The sequence below is a fragment of the Nocardiopsis dassonvillei genome, from assembly GCF_964273065.1.
Taxonomy (GTDB): domain Bacteria; phylum Actinomycetota; class Actinomycetes; order Streptosporangiales; family Streptosporangiaceae; genus Nocardiopsis; species Nocardiopsis dassonvillei_B.
In genome coordinates this window covers 790320-812799 of the sequence record NZ_OZ186815.1, presented here as the reverse complement: position 1 = coordinate 812799, position 22480 = coordinate 790320, and the positions used below count along the sequence as shown (strand labels likewise).

General features: G+C 74.6%; 22 protein-coding genes. 15 read left to right on the top strand and 7 right to left on the bottom strand.

Features of this window, described 5'->3' with window-relative positions; translation table 11 throughout:
* Nucleotides 1-63 precede the first annotated feature (63 nt).
* Nucleotides 64-1272, bottom strand: coding sequence for a cysteine desulfurase-like protein (locus ACSUPR_RS03930; RefSeq protein ID WP_436889535.1), 1209 nt, complete (start codon nucleotides 1270-1272; stop codon nucleotides 64-66).
* Between the two features lie 173 nt (nucleotides 1273-1445).
* On the opposite strand from ACSUPR_RS03930, the gene ACSUPR_RS03925 reads away from it, so the two are divergent.
* From ACSUPR_RS03925 to ACSUPR_RS03905, 5 genes are all read left to right on the top strand, one after another.
* Entirely contained in the window at nucleotides 1446-2246 is an 801-nt protein-coding gene (locus ACSUPR_RS03925; RefSeq protein WP_436891864.1) for a helix-turn-helix domain-containing protein, read from the top strand.
* Nucleotides 2247-2444: 198 nt separating this feature from the next.
* Nucleotides 2445-3476 carry an iron-siderophore ABC transporter substrate-binding protein gene (locus ACSUPR_RS03920; protein ID WP_436889534.1) on the top strand — a complete coding sequence of 344 codons (1032 nt, stop codon included), beginning with the start codon at nucleotides 2445-2447 and terminating at the stop codon, nucleotides 3474-3476.
* Nucleotides 3473-4516, top strand: a complete 1044-nt coding sequence (locus tag ACSUPR_RS03915) for a FecCD family ABC transporter permease (RefSeq protein WP_436889533.1) — start codon at nucleotides 3473-3475, stop codon at nucleotides 4514-4516. The genes ACSUPR_RS03920 and ACSUPR_RS03915 overlap by 4 nt, the downstream gene beginning before the upstream one ends.
* 11 nt (nucleotides 4517-4527) lie before the next feature.
* A complete protein-coding gene (locus ACSUPR_RS03910; RefSeq protein WP_436891863.1) occupies nucleotides 4528-5592 on the top strand; it encodes a FecCD family ABC transporter permease in 1065 nt (354 codons plus the stop codon).
* Nucleotides 5589-6398, top strand: a complete 810-nt coding sequence (locus ACSUPR_RS03905; protein WP_436889532.1) for an ABC transporter ATP-binding protein — start codon at nucleotides 5589-5591, stop codon at nucleotides 6396-6398. The genes ACSUPR_RS03910 and ACSUPR_RS03905 overlap by 4 nt, the downstream gene beginning before the upstream one ends.
* 136 nt (nucleotides 6399-6534) lie before the next feature.
* Here ACSUPR_RS03905 and ACSUPR_RS03900 read toward each other — a convergent pair whose 3' ends face one another.
* The gene (locus tag ACSUPR_RS03900) at nucleotides 6535-7173 is read right to left on the bottom strand and encodes a DUF1345 domain-containing protein (protein WP_436889531.1); all 639 of its coding nucleotides are present in this window, start codon (nucleotides 7171-7173) and stop codon (nucleotides 6535-6537) included.
* Between the two features lie 462 nt (nucleotides 7174-7635).
* Here ACSUPR_RS03900 and ACSUPR_RS03895 point away from each other — a divergent pair, with 462 nt between their 5' ends.
* On the top strand, nucleotides 7636-8805 hold the full coding sequence (locus tag ACSUPR_RS03895) for a PP2C family protein-serine/threonine phosphatase (protein WP_436889530.1): 1170 nt from the start codon (nucleotides 7636-7638) through the stop codon (nucleotides 8803-8805).
* A gap of 24 nt (nucleotides 8806-8829) precedes the next feature.
* Here ACSUPR_RS03895 and ACSUPR_RS03890 read toward each other — a convergent pair whose 3' ends face one another.
* The gene (locus tag ACSUPR_RS03890; RefSeq protein ID WP_436889529.1) at nucleotides 8830-9825 is read right to left on the bottom strand and encodes a GlxA family transcriptional regulator; all 996 of its coding nucleotides are present in this window, start codon (nucleotides 9823-9825) and stop codon (nucleotides 8830-8832) included.
* Nucleotides 9826-10058: 233 nt separating this feature from the next.
* On the opposite strand from ACSUPR_RS03890, the gene ACSUPR_RS03885 reads away from it, so the two are divergent.
* Nucleotides 10059-10652 carry an isochorismatase family protein gene (locus ACSUPR_RS03885; protein ID WP_436889528.1) on the top strand — a complete coding sequence of 198 codons (594 nt, stop codon included), beginning with the start codon at nucleotides 10059-10061 and terminating at the stop codon, nucleotides 10650-10652.
* 71 nt (nucleotides 10653-10723) lie between these two features.
* Here ACSUPR_RS03885 and ACSUPR_RS03880 read toward each other — a convergent pair whose 3' ends face one another.
* Both ACSUPR_RS03880 and ACSUPR_RS03875 read right to left on the bottom strand, forming a co-directional pair.
* On the bottom strand, nucleotides 10724-12004 hold the full coding sequence (locus ACSUPR_RS03880) for an alpha/beta fold hydrolase (protein ID WP_436889527.1): 1281 nt from the start codon (nucleotides 12002-12004) through the stop codon (nucleotides 10724-10726).
* Nucleotides 12005-12095: 91 nt separating this feature from the next.
* On the bottom strand, nucleotides 12096-12719 hold the full coding sequence (locus ACSUPR_RS03875) for a hypothetical protein (RefSeq protein WP_436889526.1): 624 nt from the start codon (nucleotides 12717-12719) through the stop codon (nucleotides 12096-12098).
* Nucleotides 12720-12814: 95 nt separating this feature from the next.
* On the opposite strand from ACSUPR_RS03875, the gene ACSUPR_RS03870 reads away from it, so the two are divergent.
* The 7 genes from ACSUPR_RS03870 to ACSUPR_RS03840 all read left to right on the top strand — a co-directional run bounded on the left by ACSUPR_RS03870 (nucleotide 12815) and on the right by ACSUPR_RS03840 (nucleotide 18920).
* Entirely contained in the window at nucleotides 12815-13768 is a 954-nt protein-coding gene (locus tag ACSUPR_RS03870; RefSeq protein ID WP_436889525.1) for a GNAT family N-acetyltransferase, read from the top strand.
* A complete protein-coding gene (locus ACSUPR_RS03865) occupies nucleotides 13768-14328 on the top strand; it encodes a class IV adenylate cyclase (protein ID WP_436889524.1) in 561 nt (186 codons plus the stop codon). The genes ACSUPR_RS03870 and ACSUPR_RS03865 overlap by 1 nt, the downstream gene beginning before the upstream one ends.
* 419 nt (nucleotides 14329-14747) lie before the next feature.
* Nucleotides 14748-15317 carry a TetR/AcrR family transcriptional regulator gene (locus ACSUPR_RS03860; RefSeq protein WP_436889523.1) on the top strand — a complete coding sequence of 190 codons (570 nt, stop codon included), beginning with the start codon at nucleotides 14748-14750 and terminating at the stop codon, nucleotides 15315-15317.
* Nucleotides 15314-16516: an FAD-dependent monooxygenase gene (locus tag ACSUPR_RS03855; RefSeq protein ID WP_436889522.1), complete on the top strand. Its 1203-nt coding sequence runs from the start codon at nucleotides 15314-15316 to the stop codon at nucleotides 16514-16516. The genes ACSUPR_RS03860 and ACSUPR_RS03855 overlap by 4 nt, the downstream gene beginning before the upstream one ends.
* Nucleotides 16517-16832: 316 nt before the next feature.
* Nucleotides 16833-17594 carry a phytanoyl-CoA dioxygenase family protein gene (locus tag ACSUPR_RS03850; protein WP_436889521.1) on the top strand — a complete coding sequence of 254 codons (762 nt, stop codon included), beginning with the start codon at nucleotides 16833-16835 and terminating at the stop codon, nucleotides 17592-17594.
* 177 nt (nucleotides 17595-17771) lie between these two features.
* Nucleotides 17772-18218, top strand: coding sequence for a hypothetical protein (locus tag ACSUPR_RS03845; protein WP_436889520.1), 447 nt, complete (start codon nucleotides 17772-17774; stop codon nucleotides 18216-18218).
* A gap of 213 nt (nucleotides 18219-18431) precedes the next feature.
* Nucleotides 18432-18920: a hypothetical protein gene (locus ACSUPR_RS03840; RefSeq protein WP_436889519.1), complete on the top strand. Its 489-nt coding sequence runs from the start codon at nucleotides 18432-18434 to the stop codon at nucleotides 18918-18920.
* A gap of 42 nt (nucleotides 18921-18962) precedes the next feature.
* Here the strand turns inward: ACSUPR_RS03840 and ACSUPR_RS03835 are convergent, their stop codons facing one another.
* Together ACSUPR_RS03835 and msrA are read right to left on the bottom strand one after the other, a co-directional pair.
* On the bottom strand, nucleotides 18963-19976 hold the full coding sequence (locus tag ACSUPR_RS03835) for a MerR family transcriptional regulator (RefSeq protein ID WP_436889518.1): 1014 nt from the start codon (nucleotides 19974-19976) through the stop codon (nucleotides 18963-18965).
* A gap of 123 nt (nucleotides 19977-20099) precedes the next feature.
* Nucleotides 20100-20609 carry a peptide-methionine (S)-S-oxide reductase MsrA gene (gene msrA / locus ACSUPR_RS03830; RefSeq protein WP_436889517.1) on the bottom strand — a complete coding sequence of 170 codons (510 nt, stop codon included), beginning with the start codon at nucleotides 20607-20609 and terminating at the stop codon, nucleotides 20100-20102.
* 245 nt (nucleotides 20610-20854) lie between these two features.
* On the opposite strand from msrA, the gene ACSUPR_RS03825 reads away from it, so the two are divergent.
* Nucleotides 20855-22333 carry an MDR family MFS transporter gene (locus ACSUPR_RS03825; RefSeq protein WP_436889516.1) on the top strand — a complete coding sequence of 493 codons (1479 nt, stop codon included), beginning with the start codon at nucleotides 20855-20857 and terminating at the stop codon, nucleotides 22331-22333.
* Nucleotides 22334-22480: the final 147 nt, after the last annotated feature.

Here is a 22480-nt window from a genome sequence, read left to right as displayed (position 1 = left end):
CTCCGTATGCTCCTCCAGGCGGCACGGCCCGTGCGGGGCGGGCTCGTCCCCGCCCCGCACGGGTCAGGCGTCCAGGGCGTCGGCCAGGGCGGACAGCAGGCGGTCGACGTCCTCCCCGGAGGTGTAGGGCGCCATGCCCACGCGCAGCCCGGCGGTGTCGTCGACGCCCAGGCGGGCGAACGCCTCGTGGGCGTAGAAGCTCCCCGCCGGGGCGAGCACGCCGCGTTCGGCGAGGAAGCGGGAGACGTCCGCGCTGCGGCGGCCGGGGAAGGTCATGAACAGCGTCGGGGTGCGCTCGGCCGCCCGCGAGTGCACCTCCACCGCGCCGCCCAGCCCGGCCAGGGCCGCCTCGACCCGGTCGCGCAGCGCAGTCTCGTGCTCCTCCAGCAGGAGGCGGGCGGCGGCCAGCCGACCGCGCCGGTCGCCGCCGGCGGGGGCGAGGTCGGCGAGGGTCTCCAGCGCCTCGGTGGCCCCCGCCATGGTCTCGTAGGGCAGGGTGCCGAACTCGAACCGCTCGGGTACCGCGTCGGTGGAGGGCACCAGCTTGTCGGGGACGATGCTCTCCAGCAGCGCGGGGTCGGCGGCCAGGACCGCGCAGTGCGGACCCAGGAACTTGTAGGGGGAGCACACGTAGAAGTCGGCGCCCAGCTCCCGCAGGTCCACGTCCGCGTGGGCGGCGTGGTGCACACCGTCGACGTACACGAGCGCCCCGACCGCGTGGGCGCGGTCGGCGACCGCCCGCACCGGGACCCGGGTGCCCAGCAGGTTGGAGGCGGCCCCCACGGCGACCAGCCGGGTGCGCCCGTTGACCACGGTGCCCAGGTCGGACAGGTCGGGCTCGGCGGTCCCGGGATCGAAGTCGATCCACCGCACCGCGGCACCGGTGCGCTCGGCGGCCTGCACCCAGGGGCGGATGTTGGAGTCGTGGTCCAGCCGGCTCACGACGACCTCGTCGCCGGGCCCCCAGTCCCTGGACAGGTGCCGGGAGAAGTCGTAGGTGATCTGGGTGGCGCTGCGCCCGTACACGACGCCCTCGGGGGCGCAGCCCAGCAGGTCGGCGTAGGCGCGGCGGAACCCCGCGACGGCGGCCTCCGCGTTGGCCTCGGAGGCGACCGACGCGCCCCGGTTGGACAGCGGGCCGGTGAGCGTGCGGGCGATCGCCTCACCGACCCGGGCGGGGGTCTGGGTGCCCCCGGGCCCGTCGAAGTGGGCGATCCCCGAGGCCAGGGAGGGGAACTGCGCGCGGAACGCGCCGAGGTCGAACGCCGTCATGTGACTCCTCTGTCGCAACGGTGCGGGCCGCCGCCCGGCCCCGTACAGGTGTACCTCCGGAGCCGCGCCGGGGAAAGCCCCGGCGCCGGGGGCGGGGGCGCCGCGGGGGAGTTCTTCCGGGCGACCGGCCGCTGAGCTGCGGGATCGGGGAACGTACGCTGGACGGCGTGGTGATGAGAGACGTCCTGCCGGGTGCGGACCCGGGCTTCGACAACCGCCGGCTGCCCGTCTACGAGGCCGGGGAGATCGACGTGCCGTTCGTCGTGTGGGGCTCGGGCGAGTTCATCGCCCGCGACACCTTCTGGGAGGAGCACGCCCACCCCACCCACGAGCTGCTGTGGAACGAGCGCGGCGCCTCGTCGGCCACGGTCGGGACGAGGGTGTGGACCATCACCTCCGCCGTGGGCCTGTGGATCCCCGCCGGGGTGCGCCACAGCGGGTGGACTCCCGCCGGGACCCGGCACCGGGCCGCGCACTTCGGAGTGCACGCCGCGCCCGCGATCGCCGACCGGGCGGTGGCGGTGCAGGTCACCCCGCTGCTGCGGCTGCTGCTGGACCGGCTGGAGGGGGAGTCGCTGGCCGGGGACGAGCGCGCCCGCACCGAGGCGACGGTCCTGGACCTGATCGCCCCGGCCCGCGGCGAGATCCTGCTCCAGATCCCCGAGTCCCCGCTGCTGGCGCCCATCGTCTCGGCGGTACTGGAGGACCCCGCCGACACCACCACCCTGGCGGCCTGGGCCGCCAGGCTCGGGGTGAGCACCCGCACCCTCACGCGGGCGTTCCAGGCCGAGACCGGGCTGGGCTTCAGCCGCTGGGCGGCCACCGCCCGGGTGCGGCACGCGATCGCGCTGCTGGCGCGCGGGGAGGCCGTCGAGGACGTGGCGGCGTGTGTCGGCTATCACTCGGCGAGCGCGTTCGGCGCGGCGTTCCGCCGTGTCACGGGCACCAGTCCCGGGCGTTTCCGGGCCCGGTGAGGGCGATCCGGCCATCGGATGTCCGTTTTGCGACAAACGCTGTCACATCTGTGTGATTGCGCATAAGGTAAACGCACCCTAAGTTCGGTTAGGCAATCCTTAGCTTTCGCCGCCGCGGGCTCCCCTGCCCGCCGCGGCGCCTCGGCGGGCGGCGCGGCCGCGGCCGCCGAGGAGCGGTCCCCTGATCGGAAGGACACCATGTCCCGCGTTCTCACGCCCGCCGCCGTCGCCGCGGCCGCGCTGCTCACCGTCGGGCTCACCGCCTGCGCCTCCACCGACGCCCCCGCCGGGCAGGAGGGCGAGGGTTCCGGGGACTGGACCCCCATCACCATCGAGCACGCCCTGGGCACCACCGTCATCGAGTCCCAGCCCGAGCGCGTCGCCACCGTCAACTGGGCCAACCACGAGGTCCCCCTGGCCCTGGGCGTCGTCCCCGTCGGCATGGCCGCCGCCAACTTCGGCGACGACGACGGCGACGGCCTCCTGCCCTGGGTCTCCGAGAAGCTCGACGAGCTCGGCGCCCAGACCCCCGTGCTGTTCGACGAGACCGACGGCATCGACTTCGAGGCGGTCGCCGACACCGAGCCCGACGTCATCCTGGCCGCCTACTCCGGCCTCACCCAGGAGGACTACGACACCCTCAGCGAGATCGCGCCCGTCGTCGCCTACCCCGAGACCGCCTGGGGCACCCCCTGGCAGGAGATGATCGCCTTCAACAGCCAGGCCATGGGCATGGCCGAGGAGGGCGAGGCGCTCATCGCCGACCTGGAGGAGGAGATCGCCGCGGCCGCCGCCGAGCACCCCTCCCTGGAGGGCAAGGCGACGATGTTCCTCACCCACGTCGACACCGCCGACCTGAGCGAGATCAGCTTCTACACCCCCCACGACACCCGCGCCCTCTTCTTCGAGGACCTGGGCCTGTCCACCCCCGGGAGCGTCGCCGCCGCCTCCGCCGGGACCGACGTCTTCTCCCTGACCCACAGCGCCGAGCAGGCCGACGCCTTCGACGACGTCGACATCATCGTCACCTACGGCGGCGACGAGCTCATCGAGGCCCTGGAGGCCGACCCGCTGCTGTCCCAGATGCCCGCCGTGGAGAACGGCGCCGTCGTCACCCTGCCCGGCGCCGACCCCCTGGGCACCGCCGCCAACCCGACCCCGCTGGCCATCTCCTGGGTCCTGGACGACTACCTGGCGCTGCTGACCGAGGCCGCCGACAAGGCCGAATGACCGTGCACGACACCGCCACGCCCGGGGGCGCCGCCGCCGTGCGGCGCCCCCGGCGCGCCAAGGCCCTGTGGCTGCTGCTGCTCACCGCGGTGCTCCTGGGCCTGATGTTCGCCTCGGTCACGGTGGGCTCGCGCAGCGTCTCCTGGCCCGATATCGCCGCCGCCCTGGGCGGCGCCACCGACGGCTTCGACCGCGCGGCCGTCGCCAAGCGCATCCCGCGCACGGTGCTCGCGGTGCTGGCCGGGGCCGCGCTGGGCCTGTCCGGAGCGGTCATGCAGGGCGTCACCCGCAACCCGCTGGCCGACCCCGGAATCCTGGGCGTCAACATGGGCGCCTCGCTGGCCGTGGTCACCGGCATCGCCTACTTCGGGCTGGCCTCGGCCACCACCCGGATCTGGGTGGCGATCACCGGGGCCGCCGTCACCGCCGTCGCCGTGTACGTCGTCGGCTCCCTGGGCCGCGGCGGCCCCACCCCCCTCAAGCTCGCGCTGGCCGGGGCCGCCACCTCGGCCGCGCTGGCGTCGTTCATCACCGCCGTGGCGCTGCCGCGCGGCGACATCGCCGAGAGCATCCGCTCCTGGCAGATCGGCGGTGTGGGCGGCGGCACCTTCGACTCCGTCTCCCAGGTCCTGCCCTTCCTGGTGCTCGGCGGCCTGGTGTGCCTGCTGTCCGCGCGCGGACTGGACCTGCTCGCCCTGGGCGACGAACTCGCCGCCGGGCTGGGCACCCGGGTGGCCGCGGCCCGCGCCGGGGCGTCCCTGGGCGCCGTCGTCCTGTGCGGGGCGACCACCGCCGTCACCGGCCCCATCGCGTTCGTCGGCCTGGTGGTGCCGCACGCGTTCCGGATGCTCATCGGCGGCGACCACCGGTGGCTGCTGCCGTTCTCCGCCCTGGGCGGTGCCGCCCTGCTGACCGCCGCGGACGTGCTCGGCCGCATCGTCGCCCGCCCCGCGGAGGTCGACGTCGGCATCGTGACCGCGCTCATCGGCGCCCCCGTCTTCATCTCCATCGTCCGCCGACACAAGGTCCGTGCACTGTGAGCGGTTCCGCCATCGACACCACCCGGCCCCCGGCCCCCGCCCCCGACGACGCGGCCGTGGCGGCCGTCGCCCGGGGGAGGCGCGCCCGCGGGCGACGGCGCCTCGCCGTCATCGCGGTCCTGGGCGCCCTCATCGTCACCGGGTTCGCCGTGACCCTCATGGTCGGGCGCACCTTCTACCCGCCCGCCGACGTCGTCGGGGTGCTCCTGGGCCGCGACGTGCCCGGCGCCTCCTTCACCGTGGGACGGCTCCGGCTGCCCCGGGCGGTGCTGGCCGTGGCCGCCGGACTGTGCTTCGGCCTGGCGGGCGTCACCTTCCAGACCATGCTGCGCAACCCGCTGGCCAGCCCCGACATCATCGGCATCAGCGCCGGCGCCGGCGCGGCCGCCACCTTCGCGATCGTGGTGCTCTCGCTGGAGGGCGCCGGGGTGTCGGTGTTCGCCATCGTGTCCGGCCTGGCCGTGGCGCTGCTGGTGTACCTGCTGGCGTACCGGAACGGGGTGGCCGGGGGGCGGCTCGTCCTGGTGGGCATCGGCATCGCCGCGATGCTCCAGAGCGTCACCGACCACATCCTGGACCGGGCCGCGCAGTGGGACCTGCAGGAGGCGCTGCGCTGGCTGACCGGCAGCCTCAACGGCACCACCTGGAGCGAGGTCGTGCCCGTCCTGGCCGCCCTGGCGGTGCTGGCCCCGGTGCTGCTGGCCCGGGCCGGAGACCTGGACGCGCTGCGGCTGGGGGACGACACCGCCGCCGCCCTGGGGGTACGGGTGGACCGCACCCGGCTGGTCCTCATCGTCGCCGCGGTGGGGCTCATCGCGTTCGCGACCGCCGCCGCGGGCCCGATCGCGTTCGTGGCGTTCCTGTCCGGGCCGATCGCGGCGCGCCTGGTGGGCCCGGGCGGCTCCCTGCTGCTCCCGGCGGCCCTGGTCGGCGCGCTGCTGGTGCTGGTCGCGGACTTCGCCGGCCAGTTCCTGTTCGGCACCCGCTACCCCGTCGGCGTCGTCACCGGCGTGCTGGGCGCCCCCTACCTCGTGTACCTGATCGTCCGCACCCACCGCGCTGGAGGCTCCCTGTGACCACGGCCCACTCGCTCCTCGTCGAGGACCTGACGCTCGGATACCAGGACCGGGTCGTCGTCGAGGACCTGGACCTGGCGGTGCCGCCGGGGCGCATCACCGTGATCGTCGGCGCCAACGCCTGCGGCAAGTCGACCCTGCTGCGGGCCATGTCGCGGCTGCTGTCCCCCCGGGGCGGGCACGTCCTGCTGAACGGGAAGCAGGTGCACCGGATGCCCTCCAAGGAGGTGGCGCGCACCCTGGGGCTGCTGCCGCAGTCGCCCATCGCCCCGGAGGGGATCGCGGTCAGCGACCTGGTGGGCCGCGGCCGCCACCCCCACCAGGGGGTGTTCTCGCGGTGGAGCCGGGAGGACGACGAGGCGGTGGCCGCCGCCCTGGAGGCCACCGGAACGCTGGAGCTGGCCGACCGGCCCGTGGACGAGCTGTCCGGCGGCCAGCGCCAGAGGGTGTGGATCGCGATGGCGCTGGCCCAGCGCACCGACCTGCTGCTGCTCGACGAGCCGACGACGTTCCTGGACGTCAGCCACCAGGTGGAGGTGCTGGACCTGCTCACCGACCTCAACGCGTCGCTGGGCACCACCATCGTGATGGTGCTGCACGACCTCAACCTGGCCGCCCGCTACGCAGACCACCTCATCGCCCTGGCCGACGGGCGGCTGCACGCCGCGGGCACCCCCGAGCAGGTGCTCACCCCCGAGACGGTCGGGGCGGTGTTCGGGCTGCGCAGCCGCATCATCACCGACCCGGTGTCGGGGCGGCCGCTGATGCTGCCCATCGGCCGCCACCACGACGCCGGGACCGGCTGACCCGCGCCGCACCCGGGTGCCCGCCGGGCCTGCTCCTCCCGCGCCGGGCGGGACCGGCACGGATCCGGAGGCCGGACCCCGCCCGGCGTGCCCCTCCGGAGGGGTCCGGCGGGGCACGCCGGGCGGGGCGGCCGGCTCAGGCGGCGACGATCCCGGCCACGAGGTTGACGGTCGCGGCGAGGATGACCGTGCCGAACACGTACGACAGCAGGCAGTGCCGCAGCACCACGGCGCGGATCCCGGAGGAGGAGACGTCGGTGTCCGACACCTGGTAGGTCATGCCGAGATTGAAACTGAAGTAGAAGAAGTCCCGGTAGGACGGCGGGGGATCGGCGGTGTTGAAGTCGATGCCGCCGACCGGGTCGGCGTAGTACAGGTGGGCGTAGCGGGTGGTGTACATCAGGTGCAGCACCGCCCAGTTCGCGAACACGCCGCCCAGGCCGAGCGCGGCCGCCGGGTGCCGGGTCCCGGAGTGGCCCAGGAACAGCAGCAGCACGATCCCCGCCAGCCCGCACAGAGTCGCCGCCACCACGAACAGTTCCGCGAACACCGGCCGGAAGTCCTCCCGGCGGGCGTTGGCGCGGGTCTGCCCGGGGTCCATCGGCCACAGCGCCAGCACCCCGAGCACGAGGAAGGACACCGCGGTCGCGGCGATGCCCGCCAGGACCCCGAACGCGGGGTTGACCACCGCGCCGACGGCCGGTCCGGCCAGGAACCCCGCGGCGACGGAGAGCGCCACGCGCAGCCACGCGCTGCGCAGGAAGCGGGAGATCACGGTGCTCCCTCCGGGATCCGGGGCCGGTACGCGTCCGCCATCCGCACCACGCCCCCCGGTCGCGCGACCCGCCCGGGCCTTTCCGGAAGGGGTCGGATCCATCATCGGACGCCGTTCACATTCGCATGTTCCGCGGCCTTCGGTTCCGCATGGCGGCGGGCACGGTGTGTCGCGGGACGACGCCGTCCCCGGGTGCGCGGCCACCGCCGGGGCGGCGCCCGACACCCCCGAGCCGGGCGGTGCGCCCGTGTGCCCCGGTCACGTGTTCCTCCTCGAGGTGACTGCTTCGTGAGGCGAGCCTGACCCAACTCGTTTTGGGGTTGGTGGTCAGGGTTTGGTCGAAATAAGTGGTATGTGGGTATCTGTGTCTGTTGTGCCGAACGTGCGACCATGGACGTTCGGGCGTCATCACACCGCGGCGGGGAGGGCCCAAAGGCCCTCGGGGGAATGAGGGGGGCTTCCATGCCCGTACAACACGCGTCCAACGACCTGATGGTCTCCCTGGTGCGGGCCGGGCACCTGGCCACCTTCGAGGAACTGCCCGCGCTCGTGGCCAAGAAGGCCGATGCCGCGAACCTCTCCGAGGCCCGCTTCTACCTCGCGGACCACCAGCAGCAGGTCCTGCGCGAGGTCACCGGCGACGGAGCCGACGCCCACCGGGGAGGCGAGGACCTGCCGATCGACGGCTCCCCGGCGGGTGAGGCCTACATCACCAGCGTGACCGTGCGCAGCGAGGACGGGCACCGCTACTGGGTGCCGATCCTGGAGGGCGCCGAACGCCTGGGCGTCCTGCACGTGGCCTGGCAGGGCGACCCCGACCGCTCGGCCATGCGGGACCTGGCCGCGCTCGTGGGACTGCTGGTCATCGCCAAACGCTCCAACAGCGACGCCTACGCCCGGTTGATCCGGACCAAGCCCATGTCGGTCTCGGCCGAGATGCAGTGGACGCTGATGCCCCCGGGCACCTTCGCGGACGCGCGGGTGACGATCTCGGCCGCCACCGAACCCGCCTACGACAACGCCGGGGACTCCTTCGACTACGCCCTGGTCGGGGAGACCGCCCACCTGGCGATCTTCGACGCCATGGGCCACGACAACGCCGCCGGGCTCATCGCCAACCTGGCGGTGGGGGCCTTCCGCAACGAGCGCCGCCGGGGCACCCCGCTGTCCGAGATCCACCAGGGGGTGGAGGCCACCCTCATCCAGGAGTTCGTGCGCACCCGCTTCGCCACCGCGATCCTGGCCCGGCTCGACCTGGTCACCGGGGAACTGGAGTGGGTCAACTGCGGCCACCTGCCGCCCGTGCTCATCCGCGGCGGCCGGGTGAGCGAGATGCAGTGCGAACCCTCCCACCCGCTGGGCATGGACCTGGGGCTGCCGGTGACCGTGTGCCGCGAGAAACTCCAGCCGGGCGACCGGCTGCTGCTCTACACCGACGGCATCATCGAGGCCCGCGACGCCGACGGGAACGAGTTCGGCATCGACCGGTTCGTGGACTTCGTCATCCGCCACCAGGCGGGCAACCTGCCGGTCCCCGAGACTCTGCGGCGCCTGGTGCACGAGGTGCTGTCGTACCACCACGACACGCTCCACGACGACGCCACGGTGCTGTTCTGCGAATGGCACGGGTAGGCCGGCCGCGCTCCGGCCCGGCGCTCACCCAGCGCTCCCGGGGGCGAGCCGGAAGCGGTCCCGGTACCGGCCCGGGGTCGTGTCGAGCACGCGTCGGAACGCACGGGTGAGGGTGTCGGTGCCCCCGAACCCGCACGCCGAGGCGATCCGGTCCAGCGTGTCGTCGGTGGTCTCCAACCGGTGGCGGGCCGCCTCCACCCGGGCGGCCTCGACGTAGGCGGCCGGGGTCGTCCCCAGCTCCCTCCTGAAGATCCGGGTGAGCTGCCGCTCGCTCACATGCGCGCGGGCCGCCAGGTCGGGGACGGTGAGCGGCCCGCCGAGGTCGCGGGCGATGTGGTGGCGCAGGTCCTCGATGCGGCGTGTGGTCGACACCGGGTCCAGGGCGACGCTGAACTGGCTCTGCCCGCCCGGCCGCTTGAGGTACACCACCAGCTGCCGGGCCACGCGCAGGGCGGGCCCGCGTCCGAAGTCGTCCGCCACCAGGGCCAGTGACAGGTCGATGCAGGCGCTGAGCCCCGCGCCCGTCCAGATGTCGCCGTCCCGGATGAAGATCGGGTCCGCGTCCACCTCCACCCCGGGGTGCTCGGCGGCCAGCTGGCGCGCGGTCGACCAGTGCGTGGTGGCGCGCCTGCCCTCCAGCAGCCCGGCGGCGGCCAGCAGGTGCGCGCCCACGCACACCGAGGCGACGCGCCGCGCGCGGGGGGCCAGCAGCCGCACCCGGTCCACGACGGCGGGGTCGGCGACCGCGCGCACCCCCGAGCCCCCGTCGGACTCGACGGAGCCGGGGACCAGCAGCGTGTCGATGCGCCGCCCGGCGATGTCGTCGAACGTGGCGTCGGGCAGCACCCGCACCCCCGCCGAGGTGGTGACCGGTCCGGTGGTGGCCGCGGTGAGCACCACCTCGTAGCCGGTGGGTCCGCCCAGCTCCCGCCGCAGCAGCGAGAACACCTCGGCGGGGCCGGTGACGTCCAGCAGGTCCACCCCGTCGAACAGCATCACCACCACGAGCCGCTCGTCCACGGCGCCTCCTTCCCCCCACCGTCCGGGCGGGCGTACGGTTCCGGCACCCGGACGGGTCCCGGCGGCCGCGCCGCCCGGATGCCCGCGGCCCGGCGTCGCATGTCCGAATCTGCGGTTCGCATGACATTGCCGACATCAGGGGCCCGAGCCTAGCGTGGACGGTGGCCGCCCGCGGAGGGCGGACCGCCCGCGCCGCACCCCGCGGCGCGGCACGGAAAGGACGAACCACACCGATGGCCTCCACCACCCTGCGCGACGTCACCGGCCTGGACCCGGCCCCGGCCGCCCTGGGCGACGCGACCCTCATCCTCATCGACTACCAGAACACCTACACCCGGGGCGTGATGGAACTGGAGGGCTGGGAGGAAGCCCTGGACGCCGCCGCCGGCCTGCTGGCCCGGGCGCGGGCGGTCGGGACCCCGGTCGTCCACGTCGTCCACGACGGCGGCCCGGGGAGCCCCTACGACGTCCGCGACGACATCGGCGCGATCCACCCCCGGGTGGCGCCCGCCGAGGGCGAGCCGGTGGTCGTCAAGGGCGCGCCCAACGCCTTCGTCGGCACGGACCTGGCCGAGCGCGTGGCCGCGACCGGACGCGGGGCGGACGTCGTCATCGCCGGGTTCATGACGCACATGTGCGTCACCTTCAGCTCCGAGGGCGCGTTCCTCAACGGGCTGCGGCCGACCGTCGTCGCCGACGCCTGCGCCACCCGGACCCTGCCCTCCTCCGCGGGCGAGGTGCCCGCCGGACACCTGCACGCCGCCGCGCTGGCCACCATCGGCGACCTGTACGGGGTGGTCGTCCCCAGCGCCGCCGACCTGCGCTGAACCCGTGCGGCCCCGCCCCGGGGCGGGGCCGCACGGACGGGCGGCGTCCGGTCAGCGGGACGCGCTCCCGGTCAGCGGGGCTCGCCTCCGCGGTCGCGCATCGACGCCCGCAGCCGGCCGAACACCCGGCCGGAGTGGATGCCGTCGTGCTCGAACTCGTTGGTCACCCACGCCCACGAGTTCCCCACACCCTCCAGGGTGTCCAGCTGGAGCTGCGCGTCCACGTACAGGTCGTCGTGGTAGACGGCGGCGGCCACCGGGACCTCGTTGGCGGCCAGGCGCTTCTCGTCGTACAGCGCCGGCCAGTCGGTGCGCCGGGCCAGTTCCTCCACCGCCGGGCGCAGCCCGCGCAGCAGGCGCACCTCCTCGAACATCCACGGGAAGGCCATCTCTCCGGTGAACATCAGCGGCCGGGCGTCCTCGGCGAACACCGGGCGGCGGTCCCGCTCGTGCTGGGCCGCCCAGGCGGTGGCGACTCCGGGGCGGTCGGCGTAGATGGCCTCCTGGAGCGTCCAGTACAGCGGGTTCGCGGCGCTGGAGGTGCGCACCAGCACCTCCTGGAGGAAGCCGTCGGACAGCCGCCCCGGCCGGATGAACGCGCCCTCGACCAGCCAGTGCATCCGCTCGAACCCGGACTTGTGGCCGAACCCGTTGCCCAGGCTCTGGAACCGTCGGACGGTGAGCCGGTCGCCGTCGGGCAGGCGCACGTCGTTCCCGGCCAGGTGGTCGGCGATCGCCGCCACGGCCTCCACGTCCTGCGGGTAGCGGCGGCGGTACTCGGCGGTCTTGCGCTCCACCCGTGTGAAGGTGCGCCGGTACACCTCCTCCACGTCGGCGGGGATGCCGGGAACGCCGCCGCAGATGTAGCAGGCGTTGAGCGCCTCGGGGGCGCGGGAGAGGTAGGCGAGGGTCAGCCAGCCGCCGTAGCTCTGGGCGAGGGTGGTCCAGCGCCTGCCGCCGTACACGGTCTCGCGCACGTGCTCCATGTCGCGCACGATCGAGTCGGCGCGGAACCGCGCCAGGTGGTCGGCCCCGGCGGAGGCGTCGCCGCGCTCGGCGACCGCCCGCGCGTCCAGCGGCGTGCTGCGGCCGGTGCCGCGCTGGTCGACGAGGACGATCCGGTACTCCCCGATCGCCTCCCCGATCCAGCCGGAGGTGTCCAGCGGGCGGGGGTTCGCGCCGCCGGGGCCGCCCTGGAGGAAGGCGAGCAGGGGGAGGTCGTCCCCCCTGCGTTCGGGGGCGACCAGCTCCCGGACGAAGAGCCCGATCCGCTCCCCGCCGGGGTCGGACCAGTCCAGCGGGACGGTGACCGTGTGCTCGGTGACCCACAGCCCGGGCATGGCGTAGCCCATCAGTGATCTCCTCGGTGTCGACCGCTTCCCGGAACTGGCGGATACGGGGACCCGGGAAGTCGGCCCGAACATCGTAGGGGAGTTTTCGCACCTACTGTCCGTTCCGGTGCGCCGGAGGGCGGAGCGCGGCCCGACCCGCACCCGTGCCCGTGACGAGACCTGCGACCCGACCCGCGGCGGGACACGGGACCGGACCGCCGCCCGCACGTCCCACCCGGTTACGCGCCCTCCTGCCGCCGCACCGCCCCGGCGGTCCGGACGGGCGCGAACGGGGACGTGCAGCCCGGGGAGTGGGATGGTCCCTGAGCACCTCCAGGCGCTCCCCGATCCCGACCGCGCGCTCCCGGTACTCGGCGTGCTCGATCCCGATCCGGGCCGGGCACTCGTCCACGGCCCACCGCAAGCGGTCCGGGGCGTTCTTCACCCGCGCCTCGACGGTGCCGAGCGGCCCGGCCGGGTCCAGGCCCTCGGGCCGCTTCGCCACGCGCTCGGTGGTCAGTGCCCACCCGGCGGCCGCCACCACCGGGTCCGGGTCCGCGAACCGGGCCGGGCGCAGCTCCTCGGCGTGCGGGCTCTTCTTCACCACGTAGTCGACGAGCCGGTTCCGCGGCCAGGGGGAGCGCGACGCCCTCGCCCTCCCCGAGGCCGGGGGCACCGCCGAGCGCCTGCGCGCGTGCTCCGGCGCCCCCGACGACCACACCGGGCGCGTCCACACGGCCGTCCACAGCGGCCCCCGGAGGGGTGGCCGGGAACGGAGGGGACCGGAAAACCCTTCGACGGGCCCGCGGTTTCCTGGCACGGTGGGGCGCCATGACGACCTCAGAGCATCTCACCGCCGCGGACGTGGAGCTCATGCAGGGCCTGGCGCAGCGCGTCACCGCCATCCGCCCGGAGCTGGTGAACAGCGACGCCTCGTTCGGCGAGCTGGCCTGGAACTGGGGCGCGGGGCACGCGTCCCAGGGGCACGCGTGGCGGCGCCGGCTGTGGTTCTCCGACGGGGAACCGGTGGCGTGGGGGTGGGTCCGGCTGCCGCGCCGGGTGCGGCGCAGCGACGGGTCGTTCGCGGAGGCCACCGGCGCCTACCTGTCCTACCAGGTCCACCCCGACCACGCGGAACTGGTCGAGGAGGTGATCGACTGGTACGACGCCACCGCGCCGGGGCTGGAGCGCACGGTGCTGCCGGGTGCCCAGGACACGTTCGCCCTGGAGCGGTGGGCGGCGCACGGGTACGGGACCGACCCCGACTCCCTGGGGGACGACGGGTCCTGGACCCAGCTCAACCAGCGGGACCTCACCGACCTGGAGGCGCCGGGACTCCCGGACGGGTACCGGTTCCGCACCGCCGACGAGGCGGGGCCGCAGGCGGCGGTCCAGGCCCACCTGGACGCCTGGGAGCGTTCGGCGTACTCGCTCGAAGCCTACGAGGGCGTGCGGACAGCGCCGGGGTACCGCGGTGACCTGCACATCCTGGTGGAGGCACCGGACGGGACGATGGCGTCCTCAGGGATCATGTGGCTGGACGGGGTGAACCGGACCGTCGAGTTCGAGCCGATGGGGACGCATCCGGGCCACCGGCGGCTGGGGCTGGCGCGGGCGGTGCTCTTCCACGGGATGCAGCTGGCGCGGGAGGCGGGGGCCGTGCACGCGACGGTCGCCTGCCTGGGGGCGCCGGGGCATCCGGCGGCGCGCGGGCTGTACTACAGCGCGGGGTTCCGCAAGTTCACCTGGGACGCGCCGCTCGTCAAGGACGCGACGGCGGACTGATGGCGGGAGCCGAGAGCGTGGGCGGGATCGAGTACGAGGCGAAGGTGCTGGACATCGATCCGGTGCGGGTGGCGGGGCTGATCCTCGACAGGGGCGGTACGGACCTGGGGGAGGTGCTCCAGCGACGGTACGTCTACGACATCGAGCCGGGGGACGCCTCCCGGTGGGTGCGGCTGCGCGACACGGGGGAGCGGGTGACGCTCGCGGTCAAGGAGATCGGGTCCGACGCCATCGACGGGACCCGTGAGACGGAGACCGGGGTCGGCGACTTCGAGACGGCGAACGCGCTGCTGGGCAAGCTGGGGTACGTGCCCAAGGCGTACCAGGAGAACCGCAGGCACGGTTTCACCCTGGACGGGGCCAGGTTGGAGATCGACTCCTGGCCCCGGATCCCGGCGTACCTGGAGATCGAGGCCGACAGCCGGGAGGAGGTGGTGCGGGTGGCGGGGCTGCTGGGGTACACCGAGGCCGAACTGACGGGGGAGAACACCACGAAGGTGTACGCGCGGTACGGCATCGACCTGGCGGGGATCGCGGACCTGAGGTTCGAGGGTGCGTGAGGGCTCCGGGCGCGCTGCGCTCCGGCGGTGGACGCCGCGACGCACCCGCGGTCCGCGGGGGTGTCCCGCCAGGGGAGCCGGCGGAACACGGTCCGGCGCCGGGGGAGAGGACCGCTCCCCGTACGGGCGGGGAGCGCTCCTGAGGGCGGGCCGGTGCGTTCCGCCGGCCGCACACCGGGCCCGGACGCGCCGAACGCCGCAGGGCTGACGGCCGTGTCCGCCGCCGCGGTCCCCGACCCCCGCCCCTGAGCCATCGCGGCGGGCTCCGTCCCGGGCGGATCGGGAGGCGCGCGGGCTGTACGCGGTCCTCGGGATGTGGCATGCTCGGATTTGGGCGACCGTCCAAGGCGATCGTCCAAGGCAGTTGCCCAAGGCGATCGTCCAGCGCGACCGCCGCGACTCCGGACCGGAAGGGCCCCATGACCGCACAGCGCGCCCGGGAGGTGCGCGAGCGACTGCTCGCCGCCGCCGCCGAACTCATCCCCGAGCGGGGCTGGACGGGGGTGAGCACCCGGGTCCTGGCCGAACGGGCGGGGGTGGGCCCCGGACTGGTCCACTACCACTTCCCCTCACTGCGCGCCCTGCTCAACGAGGCCGCCCTGCGCGCCATGACCGCCGTCGTCCACGAGGGGGCCGCCCGCCTCCCGGACGCCACCGCCGAGGAGGGCCTCGACCTCCTGATCGGCGCCCTGGACGCCTACTCCGGCGGCGACCCCGCGTCGGTGCTCTTCACCGAGGCGTACCTGGCCGCCGGCCGCGACGAGGAACTGCGCCGGGCGCTCACCGGGCTCCTGGCGGACTTCCGGACCCTGCTCGCCGACTGGCTGCGCGCCACCGGGGTCCCCGACCCCGACGCCACCGCCCGTGTCCTGGCCGCGGCCATGGACGGGCTCATGCTGCACCGCCCCCTGGACCCCTCCCTGACCGCCGAGGCCGCCGTCCCCGTTCTGCGCAGGCTCCTCGCCGGAGCCGTGGAGGAGCAACGATGAACACACCCCACGCCGTCATCGCCGGTGCCGGGATCGCGGGCCTGGCCTTGGCCCGGCGCCTGGCCCACCACGGCTGGCGGGTCACCGTCGCCGAACGCGCCCCGGGGCCGCGCCCCCAGGGCTACATGATCGACTTCTTCGGGCCCGGACTCGACGCCGCCCGGGCCATGGGGCTCCTGCCCCGGCTGCGGGAGCTGGGCCACGAGGTCTCCGAGGCCGCCCTGGTGGACGAGCGGGGCCGGCGCCGCGCATCGATGGGGTTCGAGCGCTTCGCCCAGGCCCTGGGCGGGTCCCTGGTCTCGATCATGCGCCCCGACCTCGAACTGGCCCTGCGCGAATCCCTGCCCGACGGGGTGGAGCTGCTCTACGGGGCCGCGGTGACGGAGGTGGAGGAGCGCACGGACGGGGTCGGGGTGCGGCTGTCCGACGGCCGGGTCCTGGAGGCCGACCTGCTCGCGGGGGCCGACGGCATCCACTCCACCGTGCGCCGCCTGGTCTTCGGGCCCGAGGAGGAGTACCTGCTCCACCTGGGCTTCCACACCGGCGCCTTCGTCTTCGAGGACGCCGAGCTGCACGCCCGCACCCGGGGGCGGTTCCTGCTCACCGACAGCCTGGGCGCCCAGATGGGGTTCTACGCCCTGGCGGGGGACCGGGTGGCGGTCTTCACCGTGCACCGCACCCGCGACACCGACCTGCCCCGGGACCCCCGCCGGGCCCTGCGCGAGGCCTGCGCGGGCCTGGGGTGGGAGGTGCCCCGCGCACTGGAGCGGTGCCCCGGCCCCGAGGAGGTCTACTACGACCACGTGGCCCAGGTGCGGATGGACTCCTGGTCCGCGGGGCGGGTGGTGCTGCTGGGGGACGCCTGCCAGGCGGTGTCGCTGCTGGCCGGGCAGGGCGCCTCGATGGGGGTGGGCGGGGCGTTCGTGCTGGCCGAGGAGCTGGCCCGGGCGGCCACGGTGCGCGAGGGGCTGGAGCGCTACGAGTCGCGGTGGCGCCCGGTGGTGGAGGAGCGCCAGCGCGCGGCCCTCACCGGGACCTCCTGGTTCCTGCCCGACACCCCGCTCCGGCTCCGGCTGCGCCGCATGGTCCTGCGGCTGTCGGCCCTGCCGGGGGTGGACCGGTGGGTGGCATCGGCGATGTCGGGCAAGCCCAGCCGCGTGGTCGGCGACCTCGCCGCGACCTCCCCGCCCGTGCGCTGAGCCCCGGGGCCCCGCCCGGACGACGGGCGGCGCGAACGCTTCGCCGCGGCCGTCCCCTGCGCGCCGCCCGGCGGCGGGCACCCCCGTGGCTGGACGGTGGGGACCCGCACGGCCTCCCCGCCGTCCGGACCCCCAAACCCCTGGCGGCGCGGCCGTGCCCCGGTAGGCGACGGAGGCCGGGCGGGGGACGCACCCGGCCTCCGCCCCACCCGACAGAACGCGCACCTCGACCGTCGGGTGGGACCGCCGCGCGCTCCGTAGCGTTGCCGGTGAACGGGGGCGCCCGCCCGGGGCGCACGGTGGAAGGAGCACGTACATGCTGTCCGAGCACGACATCGAGGCGTTCGTCGAGGACGGGTTCGTCGCCCTGCGCGGCGCCTTCCCCCGCGAACTCGCCGACCAAGGCCGGGAGCTGCTCTGGGCCGACCTCGGCTGCGACCCCGACGACCCCGCCACCTGGACCCGGCCGGTCGTCCGCCTCGGCGGCTACCACGCCCCGCCGTTCCGGGAGGCGGCCACCACCCCCGCGCTGCTCGCCGCGTACGACCGGTTGGCGGGCGAGGGCCGCTGGCGGCGCCCGGGCGGGCTCGGCACCTTCCCGGTGCGGTTCCCGAGCGAGGAGGACCCCGGCGACGCCGGGTGGCACCTCGACGCGTCGTTCCCCGGCGGACAGGGGGAGTACCGGGTCAACCTCCGCTCGCGAGGCCGGGCGCTGCTGATGCTCTTCCTGTTCTCCGACGTCGGCCCCGACGACGCCCCCACCCGCATCCGGGTGGGCTCGCACCGCGACGTCCCCCCGCTGCTGGCCGACGCGGGCGTGGAGGGGCGCGAGTTCATGGACCTGTGCGGAGCGGCGGTCGCGGCCACCGAGGGCCGCCCCGAGGCCCTGGCCACCGGCGCGGCCGGCGACGTGTTCCTGTGCCACCCGTTCCTCGTGCACTCCGCCCAGCCGCACCGGGGCACCGCCCCCCGCTTCATGGCCCAGCCGCCACTGCTGCCCGTGGGCGAACTCGACCTCGGCGCACAACGGCCCACCCCGGTGGAGCGCCCGGTCATCGAGGCCCTGCGCGACCGCTGACCCGCCCCGGCGCCCGCCGGAGCCGCGGCCGGAGCCGCCGTTCACCGGAGGCGAACGGGTCGTGCCCGAGCGGGGGCTTTCCCGCCGTCTTCGGGCCGGGTCGGCGGGGCGTTACCGGCGCTCGGGCCGGTCATGGCGCACGATCGGAGGGGAGACCACGACACGGAGGAGGAGACCATGGGGAAGCGGAGAGGTATTCCGGTGCGGGCCTGCCTGCTGGGGCTGGCGGCCGGGTCGCGGGCGAGCCTGGGTGTGGGGACGGGGCTGCGCACCGTCCCGTGGGGCGGTCCCGCCCTCACCACGCTGGCGGTGCTCGGTGTCGCCGCGGAGTTCGTCGGCGACAAGCTCCCGGGCATCCCCAGCCGTCTGAGCTGGGCGGTGCTGACACCGCGGATCGCCAGCGCCGCCGTCGGCGGCGCGCTGCTGGCCCGCTCCGCGGGCGCCTCCGCGCTGCCCGCCGCGATCATCGCGGGCGCGGCCGCCCCCGTGGGCGCCCGGGCCGGGGTGGCCTGGCGCGAGGCGTGGGGCCGGACCGGCTCCGACACCGCCGGGGCGCTCATCGAGGACGCGGCGGCCCTCGCCCTCTCCGCGGCCGCCGCCCGGGGCCTGCCCCGCAGGGACTGAGCGCCTGCGGCAGGGGCGGGTCCTGACGGACGACCGAAAATGATGATGAATCCGGAGAATCGGTCCCGGGTGGTTTCGGGCGGTGACACGGTGGTGACAGGCGCTCCGGCCTGGGCTTTTGCGGGGGCTCGGCCCGGCGGGGGAGTCGGGAACCCCTGTGGCTGGGGGGAATCGGGTTCACACCCGCACCTTCCGTCACTCTAAGGTTCGCTCATGATCAACAATCGGAACGGGCGACCCCTCGTGCGAGGCGAGTCCCCCGCCCAGGTCGGTGAACTCCTGGCCGACTTCGAAGCGCGCACCGGGGCGGCGCACACCGCCGCCTTCGACCTCGACGGCGTCCTCCTCGGCCATGCCGGGCACCCCGCCGACGAGGCCGCGACGGCGCGCGCCGAGCAGTCGGCCTCCAGTTCCTACATGCTCGCCTCCCTGTCCACCGGTGTGGGCACCACCCTGCCCTCCCTCAGCCGCCCGGAGGGGCTGGGGCGCCCCGACCACCTGCTGCTGCGCTACCGCGACCAGAAGACGGCGAAGTCGTCCCCCTGGTGGGTGCTGGTGGTCCCCGTGCCCGAGTGGGGCGGCCTGGTCACCGAGATCCCGCCCTCCTCGGACGCCTCGGTCACCGCGGTGATGAGCGAGCTGCTGCTCTGCTCCGAGCACATCCACGCCGTGCTGGCCGAGGCCGGGCTCGCCGCCCGCTGACGCGCCGCCCGCCCGGAACGCCCACGGGCCCGGCCCCGGCCCTCAGGAGCCGGAGGCCGGGGCCCGCATCGCCTCGGCGATCCACAGGTGGGGCAGGTCGCCGTGGTCCTCCTCGGCCGCCGTGCCGTTGATCCGCGCCACCAGCGACAGGTAGCGGCCGTGCGTCTCGTCGTGGCCGGGCTCCTCGGCGGCGGCCTCCTCCTCGGCGATCCGGCGCCGGAGGTCGGGGAGCATCCGGAACCCCCGGGCCATCCGGTCGCGGACCTCGGGGGTGAGGGATGCGCCGGACAGGGCGGTGACCGCCTCCATGAAGCGCGTGACGGCCTGCTGCGCCCGGGGCGACCGGGGGTGCTCCCCGGCCCGGTGCGCGGCCAGGAGTTCCTCCGTGAGCGGGGCGGAGCCCTCGTGGATGAACGCCTGGAACGGCCCGGTCGCCGTGGTCCGGGCCTCCGGGGATGAGTAGGCCAGGCGCAGGTGGGTGCGGACCGCGTCGCGGAACGCCGGATCGCCCACCAGGTCGGCCAGTTCGATCCAGGCCTCCAACTGGGCGGCCGAGGGTTCCGCGGGCAGCACCGGGCGCACCGCACGCAACCGGTCCACGAACCCCTCGGGGACGTCGAGCCCCTCGCCGACGTCGTTCCAGAACCCGTCGACGACCTCCTCGCGCTCCTCGTCGGTCATCGAGACGAGCTTGTGCATGAGACCGGCCTGGGCGGTGGTGGCGCCCTGCCTGATGAGGGTGCGCAGCACCGCCCGCCGGGCCCGCAGGGCGCGCTCCTGCTGCTCGACGACCTCCAGGTGCGCGGTGAGCAGCTCGTGCAGGGTCCGCTCCCCGGCGAGCAGGCCGCGGATCGCGGCCAGGTCCGCGCCCACCTCGCGCAGGGTGCGGACCAGTTCCAGCCGGGCGATGGCGTCGATGCCGTACATCCGGTGGCCCGCCCCGTTCAGGCGGGTGGGTTCGACGATCCCGGTGTCGGCGTAGTGGCGGACGGCGCTGACGCTCAGACCGCTGCGGCGGGCGGCGTCTCCGATGGGGTACAGCTCGTGGTCGCTCATGGGGACCACTGTGGCGTCTCCGGTCGCTTGAGACGCAAGCCGGCGGCCCGGTGCGCCGCCCGCCCGGAACGCCGGCGGGCCCGGCCGTCCCCGGCCGGGCCCGCCGGGCCCCCTGTCACGTCCTCACGCGGTGGCCTCGCGCCGGGGCAGGCGCCAGTTCGGGCGCGGGAAGTGGCAGGTGTACCCGTTCGGGTACTTCTCCAGGTAGTCCTGGTGCTCCGGCTCGGCCTCCCAGAACGCACCCGCCGGCTCGACCTCGGTGACCACCGGCCCCGGCCACAGGCCGGAGGCGTCCACGTCGGCGATGGTGTCCTCGGCGACCTTCCTCTGGCCCTCGTCCACGTAGTAGATCGCCGACCGGTAGCTCGTCCCGATGTCGTTGCCCTGGCGGTTCAGGGTCGTCGGGTCGTGGACCTGGAAGAAGAACTCCAGCAGCTCCCGGTAGGAGATCCGCTCCGGGTCGAAGTGGATCTCGATCCCCTCGGCGTGCGTCCCGTGGTTCCGGTACGTCGCGTTCTCGACGTCGCCCCCGGTGTAGCCCACCCGGGTGTCGACCACCCCCGGGAGCCTGCGGATGAGGTCCTGCATGCCCCAGAAACAGCCCCCGGCCAGGACTGCGCGCTCGGTCGTCATCTGTGACCACCCTTTCTTCGTGCGGCTCTTCCCACAACGTCGGCGGGCCCCGGCTCGTTCCCGGCGCGGAACCCCGGCGCGGAGGCGCCGCCCACCGCCCGGCTCCGCGCGAGGATGCCGCGGAACACGTCCCTGATCTGGGAATGTCCTAATCATGTGGAAAGTTAGGTGTTTTCCGGGAGAGAATCCTTGCACTCCCTGCATCCCCCTGTGCACACCTGAGCCCACAACGACGAAGGACACCTGTGACCGGGACACCCACACCATCCGAGCGCGCGCCGGACACCGCCGACACCGGGCCGGAGCCGCGCGCAGACCGCCTGGTCATCCCACTGCTCCTGGTCTCGGCGTTCGTCGTCATCCTCAACGAGACGATCATGGGCGTGGCCCTGCCCGCGCTCAACGCCGACCTCGGCATCTCCGTCTCCACCGGGCAGTGGCTCACCTCCGCCTTCATGCTGGTGATGGCCGTGGTGATCCCCGCGACCGGCTACCTGCTCCAGCGCTTCCACGTGCGGCAGGTGTTCATCGCCGCCATGTCGCTGTTCACCCTGGGCACCCTGCTGTGCTTCCTGGCGCCGGGCTTCGCGTTCCTGCTCACGGGGCGCATCGTCCAGGCCGCCGGCACGGCGATCATGATGCCGCTGCTCATGACCACCATCCTCAACACCGTGCCCGCCGAGCGGCGCGGCCGCACCATGGGCAACATCTCCATCGTCATGTCGGTGGCGCCCGCCGTCGGCCCGACCCTGGCCGGACTCATCCTCAGCGTCCTGGACTGGCGCTGGATGTTCGGCCTGGTGCTGCCCATCGCGATCCTCGGCCTGACCCTGGGCGCCCTGTTCATCCGCAACGTCACCGAGCCCCGCCCCTCCACCATCGACCTGTTCTCGGTGCTGGTGTCGGCGTTCGCGTTCGGCGGCCTGGTGTACGGCTTCTCCGGCCTGGGCGGCCACGGCGGCGGCCCGGTCCCCCCGCAGGCGGCGATCGGCGTCGGCGCGGTGGCACTGGTGGTGTTCGTGTGGCGGCAGATCCGCCTGCAGCGCGACGAGCGCGCCCTGCTGGACCTGCGCGTGTTCCGCTCCACCCAGTTCTCGATCTCCATCGGGCTGGTCGCGATCAGCTTCATGGCGCTGTTCGGCACCCTGATCCTGCTGCCCCTGTACATGCAGAACGTGCTGATGCACGACACCCTGACCACCGGCCTGACCCTGCTGCCGGGCGGTCTGGCCATGGGCCTGATCGCTCCGCTGGTGGGCCGCCTCTACGACAGGCTCGGCCCGCGGCCGCTGATCATCCCGGGCTCGGCCCTGGTGTCGGCGACCCTGTGGAGCATGACGACGTTCGACACCCAGACCCAGCTCTGGTTCATCATCGCCACCCACGTCATGCTCACCATCGGCCTGGGCCTCATGTTCACGCCGCTGCTCACCGGGGCCCTGGGCTCGCTCGCGCCGCGGCTGTACTCGCACGGCAGCGCGGTCGTGGGCACCGTGCAGCAGGTCGCGGGGGCGGCGGGCACGGCCGCGTTCGTCGCGGTGATGTCGATGTCCACCGCGAACCTCCTGGGCGACGGCCTGCCGGAGGTCGAGGCCATGTCGGGCGGCATCCACGTCGCCTTCCTGCTGGGCGCCTCGATCTCGGTGCTGGCGTTCGCGGCCACGTTCTTCGTGCGCCGCGTCCCCGCGGGGGAGGACGCCCCGGCGGCCGTGGCCGCCCACTAGCGTCCGCGCCCCGACCGTGCGGCGGCCGGCCCCCTCCCCGGGGCCGGCCGCTTCCGTGCTCCGTCCGCCGATCCCGTCCGCCCCGCCGTGTCGGCGCGGCCCCGCGACGGCTCCGTAGCAGACTGTGGGAAGCCGCCGACCACGGGA

What these genes read in the sequence shown, in the direction of transcription:
- ACSUPR_RS03930 (WP_436889535.1), bottom strand. Translation starts at nt 1,272, where the DNA reads ATGACGGCGTTCGACCTCGGCGCGTTCCGCGCGCAGTTCCCCTCCCTG.
- ACSUPR_RS03925 (WP_436891864.1), top strand. Translation starts at nt 1,446, where the DNA reads ATGAGAGACGTCCTGCCGGGTGCGGACCCGGGCTTCGACAACCGCCGG.
- ACSUPR_RS03920 (WP_436889534.1), top strand. Translation starts at nt 2,445, where the DNA reads ATGTCCCGCGTTCTCACGCCCGCCGCCGTCGCCGCGGCCGCGCTGCTC.
- ACSUPR_RS03915 (WP_436889533.1), top strand. Translation starts at nt 3,473, where the DNA reads ATGACCGTGCACGACACCGCCACGCCCGGGGGCGCCGCCGCCGTGCGG.
- ACSUPR_RS03895 (WP_436889530.1), top strand. Translation starts at nt 7,636, where the DNA reads ATGCCCGTACAACACGCGTCCAACGACCTGATGGTCTCCCTGGTGCGG.
- ACSUPR_RS03885 (WP_436889528.1), top strand. Translation starts at nt 10,059, where the DNA reads ATGGCCTCCACCACCCTGCGCGACGTCACCGGCCTGGACCCGGCCCCG.
- ACSUPR_RS03880 (WP_436889527.1), bottom strand. Translation starts at nt 12,004, where the DNA reads ATGGGCTACGCCATGCCCGGGCTGTGGGTCACCGAGCACACGGTCACC.
- ACSUPR_RS03870 (WP_436889525.1), top strand. Translation starts at nt 12,815, where the DNA reads ATGACGACCTCAGAGCATCTCACCGCCGCGGACGTGGAGCTCATGCAG.
- ACSUPR_RS03865 (WP_436889524.1), top strand. Translation starts at nt 13,768, where the DNA reads ATGGCGGGAGCCGAGAGCGTGGGCGGGATCGAGTACGAGGCGAAGGTG.
- ACSUPR_RS03860 (WP_436889523.1), top strand. Translation starts at nt 14,748, where the DNA reads ATGACCGCACAGCGCGCCCGGGAGGTGCGCGAGCGACTGCTCGCCGCC.
- ACSUPR_RS03855 (WP_436889522.1), top strand. Translation starts at nt 15,314, where the DNA reads ATGAACACACCCCACGCCGTCATCGCCGGTGCCGGGATCGCGGGCCTG.
- ACSUPR_RS03850 (WP_436889521.1), top strand. Translation starts at nt 16,833, where the DNA reads ATGCTGTCCGAGCACGACATCGAGGCGTTCGTCGAGGACGGGTTCGTC.
- ACSUPR_RS03845 (WP_436889520.1), top strand. Translation starts at nt 17,772, where the DNA reads ATGGGGAAGCGGAGAGGTATTCCGGTGCGGGCCTGCCTGCTGGGGCTG.
- ACSUPR_RS03840 (WP_436889519.1), top strand. Translation starts at nt 18,432, where the DNA reads ATGATCAACAATCGGAACGGGCGACCCCTCGTGCGAGGCGAGTCCCCC.
- ACSUPR_RS03835 (WP_436889518.1), bottom strand. Translation starts at nt 19,976, where the DNA reads ATGAGCGACCACGAGCTGTACCCCATCGGAGACGCCGCCCGCCGCAGC.
- msrA (WP_436889517.1), bottom strand. Translation starts at nt 20,609, where the DNA reads ATGACGACCGAGCGCGCAGTCCTGGCCGGGGGCTGTTTCTGGGGCATG.